16 protein-coding genes are annotated in these 16,810 nt (G+C 59.0%); 5 read left to right on the forward strand and 11 right to left on the reverse strand.

Annotated features, from left to right (window positions below; translation table 11 throughout):
- Nucleotides 1-4 precede the first annotated feature (4 nt).
- Nucleotides 5-1,549 carry an anthranilate synthase component I family protein gene (locus EXZ61_RS20000; RefSeq protein WP_142813694.1) on the reverse strand — a complete coding sequence of 515 codons (1,545 nt, stop codon included), beginning with the start codon at nt 1,547-1,549 and terminating at the stop codon, nt 5-7.
- A 462-nt stretch (nt 1,550-2,011) separates the two neighbouring features.
- Between EXZ61_RS20000 and EXZ61_RS20005 the strand changes: the two genes are divergently transcribed.
- Nucleotides 2,012-2,593 (forward strand): chalcone isomerase family protein, encoded by a 582-nt coding sequence (locus EXZ61_RS20005; RefSeq protein WP_142813695.1) that lies wholly within the window; start codon nt 2,012-2,014, stop codon nt 2,591-2,593.
- 44 nt (nt 2,594-2,637) lie between these two features.
- On the opposite strand, the gene EXZ61_RS20010 is transcribed toward EXZ61_RS20005, so the two are convergent.
- Genes EXZ61_RS20010 through EXZ61_RS20045 form a run of 8 tightly spaced genes read right to left on the reverse strand, consistent with a single transcriptional unit; the run spans nt 2,638 to nt 11,866 of the window.
- Entirely contained in the window at nt 2,638-4,110 is a 1,473-nt protein-coding gene (locus EXZ61_RS20010) for an N-acyl-D-amino-acid deacylase family protein (RefSeq protein ID WP_142813696.1), read from the reverse strand.
- A complete protein-coding gene (locus EXZ61_RS20015) occupies nt 4,110-5,066 on the reverse strand; it encodes a MurR/RpiR family transcriptional regulator (RefSeq protein WP_142813697.1) in 957 nt (318 codons plus the stop codon). The genes EXZ61_RS20010 and EXZ61_RS20015 overlap by 1 nt, the downstream gene beginning before the upstream one ends.
- Before the next feature lie 11 nt (nt 5,067-5,077).
- Nucleotides 5,078-6,349, reverse strand: a complete 1,272-nt coding sequence (locus EXZ61_RS20020) for an amino acid deaminase (protein ID WP_142813698.1) — start codon at nt 6,347-6,349, stop codon at nt 5,078-5,080.
- On the reverse strand, nt 6,346-7,338 hold the full coding sequence (locus tag EXZ61_RS20025) for an ABC transporter ATP-binding protein (RefSeq protein ID WP_142813699.1): 993 nt from the start codon (nt 7,336-7,338) through the stop codon (nt 6,346-6,348). The genes EXZ61_RS20020 and EXZ61_RS20025 overlap by 4 nt, the downstream gene beginning before the upstream one ends.
- Nucleotides 7,335-8,438, reverse strand: a complete 1,104-nt coding sequence (locus EXZ61_RS20030; RefSeq protein ID WP_142813700.1) for an ABC transporter ATP-binding protein — start codon at nt 8,436-8,438, stop codon at nt 7,335-7,337. Before EXZ61_RS20030 ends, EXZ61_RS20025 begins: the two co-directional genes overlap by 4 nt.
- Nucleotides 8,435-9,265 carry an ABC transporter permease gene (locus EXZ61_RS20035; RefSeq protein ID WP_168224871.1) on the reverse strand — a complete coding sequence of 277 codons (831 nt, stop codon included), beginning with the start codon at nt 9,263-9,265 and terminating at the stop codon, nt 8,435-8,437. Before EXZ61_RS20035 ends, EXZ61_RS20030 begins: the two co-directional genes overlap by 4 nt.
- A gap of 41 nt (nt 9,266-9,306) precedes the next feature.
- Entirely contained in the window at nt 9,307-10,254 is a 948-nt protein-coding gene (locus EXZ61_RS20040; RefSeq protein WP_142813702.1) for an ABC transporter permease, read from the reverse strand.
- Nucleotides 10,255-10,273: 19 nt separating this feature from the next.
- Nucleotides 10,274-11,866: an ABC transporter substrate-binding protein gene (locus EXZ61_RS20045; protein WP_237219017.1), complete on the reverse strand. Its 1,593-nt coding sequence runs from the start codon at nt 11,864-11,866 to the stop codon at nt 10,274-10,276.
- Nucleotides 11,867-11,977: 111 nt separating this feature from the next.
- On the opposite strand from EXZ61_RS20045, the gene EXZ61_RS20050 reads away from it, so the two are divergent.
- The gene (locus EXZ61_RS20050) at nt 11,978-12,367 is read left to right on the forward strand and encodes a RidA family protein (protein WP_142813703.1); all 390 of its coding nucleotides are present in this window, start codon (nt 11,978-11,980) and stop codon (nt 12,365-12,367) included.
- Nucleotides 12,368-12,374: 7 nt separating this feature from the next.
- Nucleotides 12,375-13,331, forward strand: a complete 957-nt coding sequence (locus EXZ61_RS20055; protein WP_142813704.1) for a sugar kinase — start codon at nt 12,375-12,377, stop codon at nt 13,329-13,331.
- Between the two features lie 18 nt (nt 13,332-13,349).
- Here the strand turns inward: EXZ61_RS20055 and EXZ61_RS20060 are convergent, their stop codons facing one another.
- Nucleotides 13,350-14,000, reverse strand: a complete 651-nt coding sequence (locus EXZ61_RS20060; RefSeq protein ID WP_142813705.1) for an FMN-dependent NADH-azoreductase — start codon at nt 13,998-14,000, stop codon at nt 13,350-13,352.
- Between the two features lie 155 nt (nt 14,001-14,155).
- On the opposite strand from EXZ61_RS20060, the gene EXZ61_RS20065 reads away from it, so the two are divergent.
- Together EXZ61_RS20065 and EXZ61_RS20070 are read left to right on the forward strand one after the other, a co-directional pair.
- Entirely contained in the window at nt 14,156-15,115 is a 960-nt protein-coding gene (locus tag EXZ61_RS20065) for a LysR substrate-binding domain-containing protein (protein WP_142813706.1), read from the forward strand.
- An 81-nt stretch (nt 15,116-15,196) separates the two neighbouring features.
- The gene (locus EXZ61_RS20070) at nt 15,197-15,718 is read left to right on the forward strand and encodes a disulfide bond formation protein B (RefSeq protein WP_142813707.1); all 522 of its coding nucleotides are present in this window, start codon (nt 15,197-15,199) and stop codon (nt 15,716-15,718) included.
- Nucleotides 15,719-15,751: 33 nt separating this feature from the next.
- Here EXZ61_RS20070 and pip read toward each other — a convergent pair whose 3' ends face one another.
- Nucleotides 15,752-16,702, reverse strand: a complete 951-nt coding sequence (gene pip / locus EXZ61_RS20075; protein ID WP_237219018.1) for a prolyl aminopeptidase — start codon at nt 16,700-16,702, stop codon at nt 15,752-15,754.
- Nucleotides 16,703-16,810 lie beyond the last annotated feature (108 nt).

Consider the following 16,810-nt stretch of genomic DNA (forward strand, 5'->3'; position numbering starts at 1 on the left):
GGGTTTACTCCAGCCCTTCTTCCACCAACTCGGCGGCCCGCAACAGGGCACGCGCTTTGGCCTCGGTTTCTTTCCACTCCAACTCGGGAACGCTGTCGGCAACCACGCCTGCCGCGGCTTGCACATACAGGGTCTCGTTCTTGATGATGCCGGTGCGAATCGCAATGGCAACATCCATGTCGCCGGCATAGCTGAGGTAGCCACACGCACCGCCATAGATACCACGCTTGGTGGGCTCCAAGCTGTCAATCACCTCCATCGCATGGACTTTGGGCGCCCCCGTCAGCGTGCCCGCAGGAAAGGTGGCTTTGAGCACGTCCATATTGCCCAGCGGCTTGCCATTGGCGCCTGAAGACAGCGTACCTTCCACGTTGCTCACGATGTGCATGACATGGCTGTAACGCTCCACGCAGAATGCATCGGTGACTTTGACGCTGCCCACCTCCGCAATGCGCCCAATATCGTTGCGCGCAAGGTCAATCAACATCACATGTTCGGCACGCTCTTTGGGGTCACCCACGAGTTCTTGCTCAGCTGCTTTATCGAGCTCAGGGGTTGCACCGCGCGGCCGGGTGCCTGCTAGCGGGCGAATAATGACCTTTTGCTGCGCCTGCCCGTCTTGGGTGATCTGTTCTTGGCGCACCAATATCTCGGGGCTTGCGCCCACCACATGGAAGTCCCCAAAGTGGTAGTAGTACATATAAGGGCTTGGGTTGAGCGAACGCAGCGCGCGGTACAGGCTCAAGGGGGACTCGGTATAGCGTTTTTTCAACCGCTGTCCGACTTGCACCTGCATGAAGTCGCCGCCCGCAATCATCTCTTTGGCGCGCTCCACTGCTGCGATGTAGTCCGCCTTGGCAAAGTCACGCTGCACGGGATGGCTCGATGTGGGTTTGACCGCAGGCACGCTGACCGCCTGACCCAGGCGCTCTTTGAGTTCGCGCAGTCTGCGCTTGCCGCGGGCATAGGCCTCGGGCTGGGCGGGGTCAATATAAACAATGAGATAGAGCTTGCCGGAGAGGTTGTCAATCACTGCGAGTTCTTCGCACTGCAATAGCAAGATGTCTGGGCAACCCAGCTCGTCCGGCGGGCAGGTGTCTTGCAGCTTTTTCTCGATGTAGCGCACCGCGTCGTAGCCGAAATAGCCGGCCAAACCGCCACAAAAACGGGGCAAACCTGGCCGCAGGGCGACTTTGAAGCGTTGTTGGTAGCTGGCAATGAAATCCAAAGGATTTGCGCTTGAGGTTTCCACCACCACGCCATCGGTCACCACCTCTGTACGGGCGTTGGCACCAAAGCCACTGGCACGGAGCAAAGTTTTGGCTGGCAAGCCAATAAAACTATAGCGGCCAAAGCGCTCGCCACCGACGACCGACTCCAACAAGAAGGAGTATTTACCGCTGTCTGGCGTGGAAGCGTCGACCGGGTTATGGGCCAACTTCAAGTACAGCGAGAGGGGCGTTTCCAGATCCGCAAAGGCCTGCGCCATCAAAGGAATACGGTTAAAGCCTTGAGCGCTCAGGCTTTGAAATTCAAGTTCAGATATCACAACAGTCGTGCCTTTCTAGTGCCAACGTGCCACAGGGTGCCATCCGGATGTGACGCCCCCGTTGCGCTGCAACGCGGTGCAGCGCTTGTTTCTAAGGGTCTATTCAAAACAGACCCAAAACCCAGTGGGAAGGTGCGCGCAATAAGTCGGATAAATCCGTGCCACTTGGCAGCGCTTAGCCAGTGCAGTTGCCGAGGTCACTCGCGCAGCGAGTTGGCAATTACCGTAGCTCAGGCATATGGGACATGGTACGCCAGGGCCAGGCTCCCCGGTCGCTACAACCCGTAATGCTGATGCGGTGAATAAACATGCAACCAGTGTAGCAAACCTTCGCCGACGTTCGCCGTACGTCGCACGTTTTGTGGGTCCTCGCGAAAACCCCTATTTACCCTTGACATCGTTCAGACACAATTATTCGCAATAAAAGAACGATCGTTCTATTTAGGAACCTAGGAACACCCCATGCGATTCACAACAGCCCTCATCGGATTATTGGCAGCGCTCACCTTGCAAGTCTGTGCCACCGCCGCCACCATGGACATCAACGGCGTCAAAGTAGAAGACAGCGCGGTGGTTGGCGGTAGCAAGCTGCAGCTGAACGGTGCGGGCACCCGCTACAAAGCGGTGTTTAAGGTCTACGTTGGCCAGTTGTACACCACGACCAAGGTGTCCAACTTGGAGGAGCTGATTGCCGCACCAGGACCGAAACGTTTAAGTATGGTGTTTTTGCGCGAGATGGAAGCTGGTCCCTTTGGCAAGCTGCTCACCCGCGGCGTTGAAGACAACGTACCCAAAAATGCCATGTCTAAGTTGGTGCCCGGAATGATTCGCATGGGCGATATTTTTTCAGCCAACAAAGTATTGGAGCCGGGTGACGTCATTCACTTGGACTGGATTCCCAATGTCGGTATGGTCGTCTCGGCCAAAGGAAAGCAGCAAGGCGAACCCTTTAAAGAACCCGAATTTTTCAAGGCCATCATGTCTATCTGGTTTGGTGAAAGCCCTGCTGACTGGAAGCTCAAAGACGCCATGCTCGGCAAGTAGTGCCACCACCTGCCGTTCACAAAGCGCCTGACTCAGGCGCTTTTTTATGCGTGAGTGCTGGACTGGCGGCGCACAAACCGGCCGGCGCGTGCTTGAGTTCTCTGTGTTTGAGCGCTATAGCTCAGCACACCATTCACCCACACTCCCTCGATACCGGCACTGATTTGCTTGGGGTTTTCGTAAGTCGCCATGTCGCGCACCAACAAGGGGTCAAACACAACGACGTCAGCAAAATGGCCGACTTTGAGCGTGCCGCGCTGGCCCAGCCTGAAGCGCCTGGCTGACAACCCCGACATCTTGTGAATCGCCTGCTCCAAAGCCAAGATGCCCTTGTCGCGCCAATAGGACCCCAGTACCCGGGGAAACGCGCCCCATAGGCGTGGGTGGGGGCGTTCATCGTGCGGAAGTCCATCGGACCCGATCATGGACAAGGGATGCGCAATCACACGCTCTACATCGTCTTCCCGCATCTGAAAATAACATGCACCACCCGGCATCAGGCGCAAACAGGCTTCTTTTTGCCCTATGCCCCACAGTGCGGCAATCTCGGCCAGATACCGGCCTGTCATTTCTGGATGGGTTTGGCTGCCGGTGATCAAAATGTCGATCACCCCATCGACCAAGTCTTCGCGCAGCACGGTCGAGCCGGCGGTGTACGGATAGACATCCATCGCGAGGTCTTGCTGCGTAGCCAAGGCCTCAATAAACGGCAGTGTCTCTCGGGTTCTGCCCCAATTGGCAGGCCCAGCGCATTTGTGGTGCGACAACACCAGGGGCAACCCCGCTTGCTTGGCAGTAGTCGCAGCTTCTTGCAGCGCAGGCAGAATGCCCGCCAATTCGTCTCGGATATGGGTGGCGTAGATGCCGCCAGCCCTAGCTGCGACACAGGCCAAAGCCGTGAGCTCTTGCGCGTCAGCGGCATAGGCTTCTTTGTAAAAAACGCCTGAGGACAAGCCCAGCGCGCCGTCTTGCATTGCCAGCGCCAAGTCGTGGCCCATGGCAGTGATTTCGTCTTGAGAAGCAGGTCTGTCCAAGCCCGCCATATGGCACATGCGCAGTGTTGTGTGGCCAACCAGCGCGGCCACATTGACAGCCGGCGGATCGCGTCGCAAGGCCTCCGCATAGGGCGCAATGCCCTGAAACTTAAACTGGCTTTTGCCAAGCAAGGACAAAGGCGCCATGGGTTCAAGGCTTACCATGGGCACCAGCGAAATCCCGCAGTTGCCTGTAATCACTGTCGTGATGCCCTGAGAAACTTTAGGCAACATGTCTGGCATATCCAGCACCACGGCGTCGTCATGGGTATGCACGTCGATAAAGCCGGGGGCCACAATCTTTCCGCTGCAATCCACATGCACCACCTGCGCGCCAGGCGCAACAAAAGCAGCGATATCGATGGAACCCACAGGCCCCATAGCGGCAATGCGGTCACCCACAAGCAGCACATCGCCCACCCATGCCGGGGTGTTGTCACCGTCCACCACACGGCCATTGACCAACAAAGTCGCCCCAGCCATCAAGCACCTTTCGCATCGCTGCGCCCGGGTACGTGGGGCACATGCTCTGCGCCTTCCGCCGTGTTCTTTTTACCTTCGGTAAACCCAGCGTACTCCGCACTGTCGAAACCGTGTGTCTGCAGCAGTTGCTTGAACTGCTGCAAGCCATGGGCAACGCGCGGACCCAGCTGTTGCGCAAGACGCACCATGAGTATTTCAATCACCAGCAGGTGTGCCAAATAGGCCTCTGTACCCACCCGCATGACGGCATCGGGTGGCACGGTCACAGACAACACCACGTTGGCAATTTCGGCCAAAGGAGTTCCAGGCTGCGTCAGTGCCACGACGGTGGCGCCCTGCGAACGCGCAAACCTGGCCGCTTCCAAGGTGTAAGGCATGCTGCCCACGTGCGAAATGACAAAGGCCACGCCCTGCGGTCCTAGGGTGCTGGCAGACACCAACTGTTGGTGGGCATCAAAAATGGCATGGGCAGGCCGCCCCAATCGGAACAAGCGGCTTTGCAGCTCGTTGGCCATGAACGTAGAGGCCGCGCCCACAGAGTAGCAGTCAATGCGCTGCGCGTTGGCCAAATGCGCGGCGACACGGTCAATGGCCTCGGTGTCTATCCGACGCCCCAGCTCTGTGAGCGATGACACTGCAGCCTGCACGATTTTGCTGGTCACTTGCTGCGCTGTGTCTCCATCCGCCACACTGCGGTGCAAATGTGAACCCGACACCGCCAGGTCCTGGGCCAAGGCGAGCATGAAGTCGCGCACCGTGTCGTGGCCAAAACTGCGGCAGGTTCGAACCACCGTCGGCATCGAGACTTGCGCCGTCGCAGCCAACTGTTCCACAGTGGCTGCGGCCGAAGCAGCCGGATCGGCCAGCAAGACCTCGACCACTTTTTGCTGAGCAGACGACAAGCCAGGTAGCGCCTCGCGCAATTGGCGCAACAGTCCTTGGGGTGAATTGATCACAGCAGCCGCTTTCAAAATTGGGTGTGTACCGCGCCACTAATGTCCCAGTTGTCTTCCACTACGGGAATCCAACGCCATTTATCAAACGTAGTGCAGGGGTGCGAGATCCCTAGCGCTACCCGGTCACCTACCTGCGGTGCCTCAGCAGATGGGTCAAACCGCAGGTATGCGTGCTGGTCGTTCAATGCACTGATTTTCCAACTTGGCGGGAGATCGCGCTGCGCCACACCGCCGCGCGGCACCCAGCGCTGGGGAATGGGCATTTCCAAGTCATACGACACATCACGACGCCCACACGTCAGCAGCGCCAGTCCCGGCTCTGGCACAGATTGCACCATGGCCCACACCTCCAAGGCGGCTTGCAATGAACTGGCCAAGCCTTCGCGCTTTTCGAGCTGTGTGAGAAAACGGGCGTAGTTACCATGGTCATGGGTCACATAGCAGCCAGAACGCAAGACGCCGAATAACGGTTTGCCCAGCCCCTGCACGCGGAGCATGGGCAGCACCAAATCAAACACGGCCGACCCTCCCGCGCTCACCACAATCTGCTCGTCCACAAACATCTGCGCAGCATCACAAGCGCGTACCACATCGTTCACACGGCGCACCAAATCGCTCACCGCCTGTGCATCTTGGGCGCTGTCGCACGTAGCCACACCGCCTTCGTAACACTCTATGCCACCTAGGCGTGTTGCCGCGCAGCGCGTAACTGCGTGGGCCAGCGCCATCGCATCTTCAAAGCTGCGACACCCGGTGCGCTGGCCTGCAATGCCCATTTCAAGCAGTACGTCAAAAGGTCTCGCCTGCGGTTGCCGGGCAAACCAGTCTTGGATGACGTCCAGTTGGGCTAGAGAGTCCACCAGGAACCAGACTCGCAAGTCAGGGTGCGCGTCCAACAAGCGCGCCAAGGATGAAAAATCTGCATCACAGACCACTTGGTTCGCAATGACGATGCGGCGCGCACCCGCGGCCACGCCCACGCTGGCTTGAAACACGGTGGCAAAGCTCAAGCCCCAAGCACCCGCCGCCAACTGCATGGCAAAAAGCTCGGGGGACATGGTGGTCTTGCCATGCGGAGCTAGGGCAACCCCTTTGCGCTGCGCAAAAGCCTGCATCCAAGCGATGTTGTGCACCAAAGCACTGCGACGTATGACGGCCAAAGGCATGGGAAGGTCGTTGGCAAGCACGTTCCAGCCTTTATCGGCCACTTGGTTCGACGCAATAGGCGGCTCGCCGTAGGGGTAGCTTTTGCAAGCAGCGGACAGGGTAAAGGTGTGATTCATCGGTTTACAGGAATATCGGTTCTCCAGCACGCACTCCAATGGTCTGGGCCTATGGCACGCAGTGGAGTTTCGTGGCTTGCACATGGCTCTATGGCGTGTGGACACCGGGTCCTGAACACACAGCCAGAGGGCGGATGCGCTGGGCTTGGCAGGTCACCCTTGAGCAACTCAATGGTACGCCGTTGGCTGGGGTCTGGCACTGGCGCAGCAGCGAGCAACGCCTGGGTATAGGGGTGTTGCGGCTCCCGATACAAGGCATGCGTAGGCGCGATCTCCATCACCCGGCCCAAGTACAGCACCACCACCCGATCGCAGATGTACTCGACCACATCTAAGTCGTGGGAGATGAACAGGATAGTGAGGCCCAGTTGCTCCTTCAGGTCGCCGAGTAGATTGACCACTTGCGCTTGGATGGACACATCCAAGGCCGACAAAGGCTCATCCGCAACGATAAATCGGGGCTCTACCGCCAAGGCCCGCGCAATGCCAATGCGCTGGCGTTGTCCGCCTGAAAACTCATGCGGGTAACGCTGCGCGTGTTCCGGGCGCAGCCCCACTTGCTCCAAGAGGGCATGGATGCGAGGCAGGCGTTCACGCCCCTTGGCCAACCCATGGGTGTCTAAGGCCTCATCCAACACCTGGCGAATCCGCATCCGGGGGTTCAGGCTGGCGTATGGGTCTTGAAAAATGATCTGGATCTTGGACCGCAGCGGCCTGTATTGGGCCTGCGACAGCCCCGCCAAATCCAGCCCCGGCGCAGGCGCCGTGGCGCTGTCCCGGTAGTGCATCTGCCCACAGGTGGGCTCCACCAGCCGGGTTAGCAAACGGCCAATGGTGCTCTTGCCCGAACCCGACTCGCCCACCAGCCCCAGTGTTTCGCCACGCCGAATGGCAAAGCTCACATCGTTGACCGCGCGCACTGGGTGCGGACCAGTGCCAAAGTGCTTGCTGAGCTGGTGGATGTCGATTAAGTTGTCATGCGTGCTCATGCTGGCACTCCTTCTGCAGTGCGCTGCACCTGGCTGCTACGCACTGTGGCCGCAGTCACTGGGCAGCGCACCATGCGGTCTGCCCCCCATGGAAGCAAGGTGGGCATTTGTATCTCGCACGCCTCGGTGCGCTGCGGGCATCGGGGAGCAAAGGCACAGCCAGGAGGTTGCGCGAAGGGACTGGATACCTGGCCCGCAATCGCCACCAAGCGTGGCCGCTTAGGCGCGGAAGTCCCCACTGGCTCCAAGGCTGCACTGGACAATGCGGCTTTCTGACGTGCAACGCCCGGCAGGCACGCCAAGAGGCCACGGGTGTAGGGGTGCTCGGGGCTGGCAAACAAGTCGTGCACTGGCGCGGACTCCACAATGCGCCCGGCGTACATCACCGCGACTGCGTCTGCGTATTGCGCAACCACGCCCAAGTTGTGCGTGATAAACAGCAAGCTCATCCCCGTTTCCTTTTGCAGCCGCCCCATGAGCGCCAAGATCTGCGCCTGAATCGTCACGTCTAAAGCGGTGGTGGGCTCATCCGCAATCAGCAGACTCGGGTTGCAGGCCATGGCCAGCGCGATCATCACGCGCTGGCGCATACCGCCCGACAACTGGTGAGGGTACTCATGCAACCTGCGGGCTGCGGCAGGTATTTCGACCAACTCCAGCATGCGCAAGGCATGGGCAGACGCGGCTTTGGCATCTAGCTTCAAATGCAGGCGCGCAGACTCGGCGATCTGGGAGCCTATGGTTAGCACAGGATTCAAGCTGGTCATGGGCTCTTGGAAGATCATGGCCATCTGATTGCCGCGCAATGCCCGCAGCTCAGGCTCTGCCAATCCGATCAGATTGACCTTGCCACCATCGCGGCGCACAAACCATGCTTCGCCTTGCATCTGCGCCTGGGATGTTTTGGCATGCAAGCCCATCAAGGACAAGCTGGTCACCGACTTGCCTGAACCAGACTCTCCCACTAGTGCCAGCGTTTGGCCTGGCGCAATGGAGAAGGAGACATCGGCCACGCTTTGCACGCGGCCTGCGTCTGTGGCAAAAGAAGTGGACAAGCCACGCACTTCTAAACGTGCGCTGGGTGTGACAACGGTGCTCATACGGCTTTCTTAAGTTTGGGGTCTAACATGTCACGCACGCCGTCACCCAGCATTTGCAAAGACACTGCGGTCAACACAATGGCCAGCCCCGGGAAAAGCAAGGTCCAAATCGCTTTGTCAGAGTACTCCAAGCTTCCAGCAATCATGGTGCCCCAGGTTGGAATGTCAGGTGGAACCCCAACGCCCAAGAAAGACAGCCCTGCTTCTGCCAATATGGCGTAGGCAAAGATGAATGTCAGCTGCACCAACACCGGAGACATCAGGTTCGGCAACACATGTGCCCACAAAATGCGGTGGGTGCGCACACCTAGGGCGCGCGCCGCGTCTACAAACAGCAGCTCACGCAGCACCAGGGTTGCAGCACGCACCACCCGCGCTACGCGCGGCGTGTACACAATGACCAGGGCTAGCATCACGTTCCATAGCGAGACACCCAGAATAGAAACTAGGGCGATGCCCAGCAAGATGTCAGGGAATGACATCATGGCGTCGACCAAGCGCATCAGTGGGGCATCCAGTCTTTGGAAAAAGCCCGCCAATATGCCCAAGAGTGCCCCCAACACCACGGCACCGGCTGCAGTAATGGCACCAATCATGAGTGAGTAGCGTGCGCCATGCACGATGCGCAGTGCCACATCGCGGCCCAACTCATCGGTGCCCGCCCAGTGCGCGAGGGACGGTGGCATCAAGCGCTCGGTCACCGCAATGGCATTGGGGTCTGCATCCGACACCATGGGTAACACGATAGCGACTGCCAACACTGCACCCAGTACCAACGCGGCAAGGAGTACGATTTTGCGGGCAAACAATCGAGACATTTGACGCATGGCATCCGGCCAGCGGTGGTGCGCCCAAGCGGAGACCGTCATTACGCGCCTCCCAGACGAATGCGTGGGTCTACCACGGTGTACAGCAAGTCAATCACCAAATTGATTCCTACATAGATAGCGGCAATGACCAACAAGGTTCCCTGAATCACCGGGTAGTCCCTTCGCAGCACTGCGCGCACGACGAGATTGCCCACCCCCGGAAGGTTGAACACGGTCTCCGTCACGACCGTACCGCCAATCATCAGCGCCATGGTCAGGCCAAGCACCGTGATGATGGGCACGAGCGCATTGCGCAAGACGTGGTGCACCATGACCACCGACTCCGACAAGCCTTTGGCGCGGGCCGTGCGCACGTAGTCCTCACCCAAGATGTCGAGCATGGATGCGCGCGTGAAGCGAATGACCAAGGCAGAGTTCAGCACACCCAACACCAAGGCAGGCAATGCCAAGTGATAAAGCCGCTGCCCCAGCGCCATGCCTGGGTCACCGTAGCCTGACGCGGGGAACCAGCCCAAGTGCACGGCAAACCACTGAATCAGCAATAGCCCCATCCAAAAGCTGGGAATACTGGCACCCAACATGGCTAAGCCACTCAGGGCTTGGTCAGCCACACTGCCACGCCAAATTGCGGCAGCCATACCGCAGGGCACACCAATAGCCGCGGCAATGCTCACCGCAAACAAGGCAAGAAATAGCGTAGGTTCTGCACGTTCCAACAAGGCCTGGGCCACTGGCCGCTGCAGGAATATGGATTGCCCTAGGTTGCCTTGCAACAGTTCCCCCACCCACAGCACAAACTGCGTTGGCAGGGGCTTGTCCAAGCCATACTGGGTGCGGGCTTTGGCAATGTCTTCGACAGTGGCCTGGTCACCCAGCATGAGTGCCATGGGATCACCCGACGCCAGTCGGGTGAGCAAAAACACCAGCACTGCAACGAGGGCTAGCACCACAGCGGCGCCAGCCAATCGATTCAACAAGAAACGCATAGTGAGGTACGGTGCGTGTTTACTTGGCTAGCCCCGTGTTCCAAAAGAAGGGCCAGACGGAAGGGATGTAGCCTTCCAACTTGGCAGAGCGCGCGGACAGTGCGTTGAACTTGCCCACCTCAATGAAAGGCACTTCGTCGTACACCGTTTGCTGCACCGCGCCCCACAAGGGTCCACGCTTGGCCAAATTGGTCTCTTGGTTGAATGCGCTCAGCGTGGCCTTTTTGGCCGGGGTGTCCCACCAGCCGGGGGCTCCGTCACCCAACTGGGGTGGCGACAGCATCGGCTCAGGCAACAGGCCGGAGTGCGTAAAGTACACATCCCACAGTTTGGAGTCACCTCGGCGCTGCACCAAGGTAGCCCAGTCCACCACTTGCAGCTCGGTTTTAAAGCCCGCTTTTTTCAACTGCTCAGCCATCACCAAGGCCATGTTGTAGTGGAACTCATACTGCCGGCTCGCCATGATGCGAATCGGTTGGCCGGTGTAACCCGCTTTTGCCGCTTGCTCTTTGGCGACCGCAGGATTGCGCTCGTTGTAGACCGCACTGCCGGCCGCTGAGTAATAGGGTGTGCCCTTAGGGAAGAAGTTGGGCTCAACCACAAAGAAACGGTTGTCGCCAAACGCCGCTGCCATCATTTCCCCTTGGCCGACTGCGGTTTGTACCGCCCGGCGCATAGGCTGTGTATTCAGAACGCCTTCTTTGGTGTTAAACACCACGTAAGGGAATCCGAAGTTCTTGGTCACGATAGGCACAACCGCTGAACCGGCCTTCTCAATTCGGCTCGTTGCTTCTACAGGAAGCAGATCTGCATACTGAAATTGACCCGACAACGCGCCTTCCACCCGGGTATTGGCGTTGGGCACTGGCACGAAACGCAGCTCGTCCAACAAGGCCTCACGGCGTCCCGCATAGCCGCTAGGCGCTTCCTTGCGCGCAGTGTATGCATCGTGGCGAACAAGTACCGTGAATTGATCGGGGCGACGCTCTTTGAACTTGTAGGGCCCTGTGCCAACAAAGTCGGTGATTTGCGGGGCAATGCTTTCTTTGGCCATGATGGCGGCCATGCCACTGGGCAAGGCAAGCTGTGCGAGCAAGGGGGCATACGGTGCATTGAGTACCAGCTCCACGCTGTGGGCTGTTTTGGCATTTAGCGCGGCCACCACTTTGGCAACGGCCTTGCCCCGTGGGGACACGTCCATCCAGCGTTTGAGCGAGGCGACCACGTCATCGGCATTCAAGTCACGGCCATTGTGCAGCTTGACCCCTTTGCGCAGCTGGATGGTGTACGTCAAACCATCTTTAGCAACCGTTGGCATGCTTTCAGCCAGCATGGGCGCAATATTCCAATTGGCATCAAAGGTATACAGAGGCTCATACACGTGCTGCATGATGGTGCCGACCAAGTCTGCGGTACTGGTCATCGGGTCTAATCCCTGTGGCTCACCCACCATGGCGAGGTTGGCTGCCCCACCTTTGGCGGGAGCCGCTGAGGCAGGTGCGCCTACTACTGTCATGGCACCCATCAGTGCCAGTGCCGCGAACCAGCGGCGCCGCAGCATAGCGGGAACCTGCGAACTATGGCGCGTGACGCGTGTTGTATTTGTTTGCATGCCGTCTCCAAAAGTAATAACATTACAGAAATTGAATGCTAATTTAGCAAAATACAAAAGTCAAACCAATTTTCCCTTATTTTCTGTAAATTCATTACAAAAGGAGTTTGTATGTCGAAGATTGAATTGCTAGGCCAGTCGCCGCTAGCGTCGGACCGCCAAGCCCGTCCCCTGTCTCCCGCCGTGCGAGCGGGTGACTTTGTGTTTGTGTCGGGGCAGGTCCCTACAGACGAGCAAGGACAGGTCATTGTGGGCGGCATCGAGGCGCAAACCCGCCAGGTGTTCAAACGCCTAGAACAGGCCCTGGCCCTGGCCGATTGCACCTTGGCCGATGTGGCCAAAGTGAGTGTGTGGCTAGACGACGCGCGTGACTTTGGTAGCTTTAACCGGGTCTACATGGAGTGCTTTGGCGACCATCGCCCAGCGCGGTCTACTGTGGAGTCACGTTTGATGGTCGATGCCAAGGTGGAGATCGACGTGACCGCCTACAAACCCCGCTAAACCGCGTATGCCGTCTGTCCACCTGCCCACAAAACCCTTCGATGTGGTTGCCATGGGAGAAGCCATGGTCGAGTTCAACCAGACACGTCCCCACGAGCCGCACTACCTCCAAGGCTTTGGTGGCGACACCAGCAATGCGGTCATCGCAGCCTCGCGGGCGGGTGCGACTACCGCGTACCTGAGCCGCCTAGGCCACGATGCCTTTGGCGATGCACTGATGGACTTGTGGCGTACCGAGCGGGTAGACACGGGTGCGATAGGGCGCGACATCCATGCCCACACCGGGGTGTACTTCGTGACCCATACCCCCCAGGGGCATGCGTTCAGCTACTTGCGGGCGGGGTCTGCCGCCAGCCGCATGGACGCGCAGTGGTTGGCAAGCCCCACGGTGCAAAGCCGGATTGCGCAAGCCAAAGTGCTGCACGTCTCGGGTATTTCTTTGGCCATTTCTCACGGTGCGCGCGATACGGTTTTGGCAGCCATGCGCTCTGCCAAAAGCCATGCAACACAGGTCAGCCTAGACTCCAACCTGCGTCTGAAGCTGTGGAGTGTGGAAGACGCACGCTCCTGCCTGACAGAGGCGATGGGCTTGTGCGATGTGTTTTTGCCCAGTTTGGAAGACATCCAGACCCTGACGGGCATGCAAAATCCTGAGGCTATCGTGCAATGGAGCCACGATCTAGGAGCCCGGCAGGTGGTGCTCAAGCTGGGCGCTGATGGTGCTTTGGTCAGTGATGGCCTGCACCGAGTGCATGTACCAGGCAGGCGCGTGGCCGCGGTAGATGCCACGGGTGCGGGCGACTGTTTTTGCGGCAATTTGCTGGCCCGCATCACGCAAGGTGACAGCCTGGTGGACGCCACACGGTACGCCAACGCCGCCGCCTCGCTGGCCGTGCAGGGCTTTGGGGCTGTTGCGCCACTGCCCACACCGGCCCAGGTAAGTGCCGTGCTGCAGTGCCAGTGACGCCGACTCTCGCACGCCTTAGGCCGCTTGGCTCAACACGTTTTGGTTGGCGGCTACGGCCGTCACCGCTTTGATTTCAAGCGCAGCGCTGGCCAGTGCTTGCGCCTTACTGGCATCCCCCATGGCCAGGCCTTCAGCGCGCACAAAACGCACATCGGTGATGCCCAAAAAGCCCATGACTACGGCCAAGTAGCTCTCTTGGTGTTCCATAGCGCGCGCGCCTTCCGTCGTGGAATACACACCACCACGGCCCGACGCAACGATCACGGTCTTGCCGCCCGCAAGTCCTACAGGGCCTTTGTCGGTGTACTTGAAGGTGCGACCCGCTTGGGCTACACGGTCAATCCAGGCCTTGAGCTGGCTGGGCACGGAGAAGTTGTACAACGGAGCACCGATGACCACCACATCCGCCTCCAAAAACTGTTGCACCAGACGTTCGCTCACCACGGATTCCGCGCGCTGCGCCTCGGTCATGGCGGCGTCCGCGATGCCTTGCCGCGACGCCAAGGCGTCGGCGGACAAATGGCTAGGCGTGTCCACGGCGAGGTCCAGATCCTCGATCGTGGTCCCGGGATGACTGGCTTGCCATTGGGCGCTGATGTCAGCGGTCAATTGGCGGGTGGTGGAGTATTGGCCCAAGATGCTGGAATCAATGCGCAGTAGTTTCATGGTGTTCGTCCTATTCAATGTCGTTAAAGCGCCATGCTTGGCGGTGAATGGATTGTTCCAGCTAGCCAATACTCTGATAAGTGGGCGTATTTGCACTTCATCGTCCTACCTATGGGACAATAGTCCCGTGAATCATTGCGCAGAGAGGACGTCGTATGCAAGATTTGAACGACATGCTGTACTTTGCCGAAGTGGTCGAGCGGGGTGGCTTTGCCGCAGCGGGACGGGCTTTGGGCGTGCCAAAGTCCAAGCTATCGCGCCGGGTTGCTGAACTCGAGGCGCGCTTGGGGCTGCGCCTATTGCAACGCACCACCCGCAAACTGTCCTTGACCCAAGTCGGAGAGGTTTACCACCGGCACTGTGTGGCGATGCGCGATGAAGCCGCCGCCGCAGAGCAAGCGGTCGCCGAAGCACAAACCGAGCCCCGAGGCCTGCTGCGCATTGCTTGCCCGGTGACGCTGGCCCAATCCACACTGGGCGTGCTTTTGCCTGCCTACATGGCGCGCTATCCCTTGGTCAAAGTTGATATGCGGGTAAGCAACCGCGCGGTGGACCTTGTGGAAGAGGGCTTTGACGTGGCTTTGCGTGTGCGCCCCACCCTGGATGACAGCGGCAGCTTGGTCATCAAGAGTTTCGGACAGAGCAAAACGCTGCTGGTGTGCAGCCCCCAACAAATCGAGCGACAAGGGCAGCCGACAGACCTTGCCAGTTTGCAAACTCTGGACACCATCAGCATGTCCGCCTCGGACGGGCGCATGACGTGGCATCTGATCGGCCCGGGCGGTGCTACCCATGAGTTTGTGCACTACCCCCGCTACATTGCGGATGATCTGCACACGCTCAAGCTTGCGGTTTTGCAAGGCCTTGGCATGTGCTTTATGCCCGACTACATGTGCACCCAAGAGTTGGCGCAAGGCCAATTGCAAGAGGCACTGCCCGGTTGGGCTCCGCGCCCTGGGCTGTTCCATGCGGTCTTTCCGTCGCGCAGGGGGATGGTCCCCACCGTGCGCACATTTCTGGATTTCTTGGCCAGCCACATTGCCCGTGAGGGGCAGCCGACTCCCCCCAACACAGGGCCCGACACAGTACAACCGCCCTATGGCGGAGGGGTGTAAAGGCAGCTTTCGGGAACTTTCCCGGGTTTTCTACTCCAACAAGGCTGACAATCGCCTCTCCCTCTTACCTCGGAACCTTTCATGCTGATCCCTTTTCTGAACAGCCAACTTGACTTTCACCCACGCCGCACACTGGCGCTTGTGAGTGCCCTTTGCGTGGCGCTGCTGTTGTTTGGCTTGTATTTGCAACATGTGGTGGGCCTGGAGCCTTGCCCCATGTGCATCGTGCAGCGCTACGCGCTTCTTTCGGTCGCTGTACTCGCTGGATTGACAGCGCTTACCGGCTCAAAAGGCTTGCGGGTAGGCGGCAGCGCCCTGACCGTGTTGGTGGCCTTGGGTGGGGCGTTTGTAGCCGCCCGTCAAAGCTGGCTGCAGTGGTACCCGCCAGAGATTGTGTCCTGTGGGCGCGATCTGTACGGAATGATTGAAAACTTCCCGCTGCAACGCATCATCCCCATGGTGTTCAAGGGCAGCGGGGACTGCAGCAAGGTGGACTGGACCTTTCTTGGCGGGACCATTGCCAACTGGTCCTTTGTTAGCTTTGTGTGCATTGCCATCGGCGGTGTCTGGTTTATTGCACGGCAACTACGCCTACCGCGTTGAGCCCAGCAGATCCTAGCGCCCTTACGGCTGCGCCTAGGGAGTAAGGACCTGTTTGAACTGCTCCGTGGCCGCAAGCAAGGCGCTTGCCGTACCCGGTTCCAAGGCGGCATGCCCTGCGTCTTCTACGATGTCCAAGCGCGATCCTGGCCACGCCTGGTGCAAACGCCATGCGGCCTGCGGTGGGCAGACCACGTCGTATCGCCCTTGCACCACGATGGCGGGCAAGTGGCTAATGCGGCCCATCTGGCGAATGAGTTGGTCTTCCGCCAAGAAACCACGGTTCCGAAAGTAATGCGCCTCTAGACGCCCCACTCCCAAGGCCACCGCATCGGTGCCAAAGGTGTCGGCCACCTCCGGATGGGGTAAGAGGTGCAGGCAACTGCCCTCATAGCGGCTCCAAATGCGGGCCGCCTCTAGACTGGCCTGCGCGTCGTCACCAAACAGCCGCGTGCAATAGGCGGCCAATAGATCTCCGCGCTCTTCAAGAGGGATGTGGTCCACAAAGGGGGCCCGGGCCTCCGGGAAAAACTGGCCCATGCCCTCCATAAACCATGTGATTTCAGTTTGGGTGCACAGAAACACGCCCCGCAAGATGAACCCTGTGCAACGCTCTGGGTGGGCTTGCCCATAAGCCAGTGCCAAGGTGGAGCCCCACGACCCCCCAAACACCAACCATTGCTCTAAGCCCATCAACAATCGAATCTGCTCAATGTCTTGGATCAAGAGTTGGGTGGTGTTGTCCTCCCAACACCCCAAAGGTGTGGACCGACCCGCACCACGCTGGTCAAACAGCACAATGCGGTAGTACGAAGGGTCAAAAAACTGGCGATGGGTAGGTGAAAGGCCAGCCCCCGGTCCCCCATGCAGAAACAACACTGGTACACCTTGGGGATTGCCACACTCCTCCCAGTAGAGGGTGTGAACATCGTCTACCGGCAAGTACCCACTTCGGTAGGGTTCAATGGGCGGGTACAAACTGTGCATTGAGCTGCTGCCTTGGGTCATAGTGCGTGTGGCCAGTGCCGCAGACGCGGCTAAGAATGCTACGGTTTCAATAGCGGACTGCGCATATCACATGGGCAGTCCAGCTAG

Origin of the sequence: Rhodoferax aquaticus (genome assembly GCF_006974105.1) — a bacterium.
Taxonomy (GTDB): domain Bacteria; phylum Pseudomonadota; class Gammaproteobacteria; order Burkholderiales; family Burkholderiaceae_C; genus Allorhodoferax; species Allorhodoferax aquaticus_A.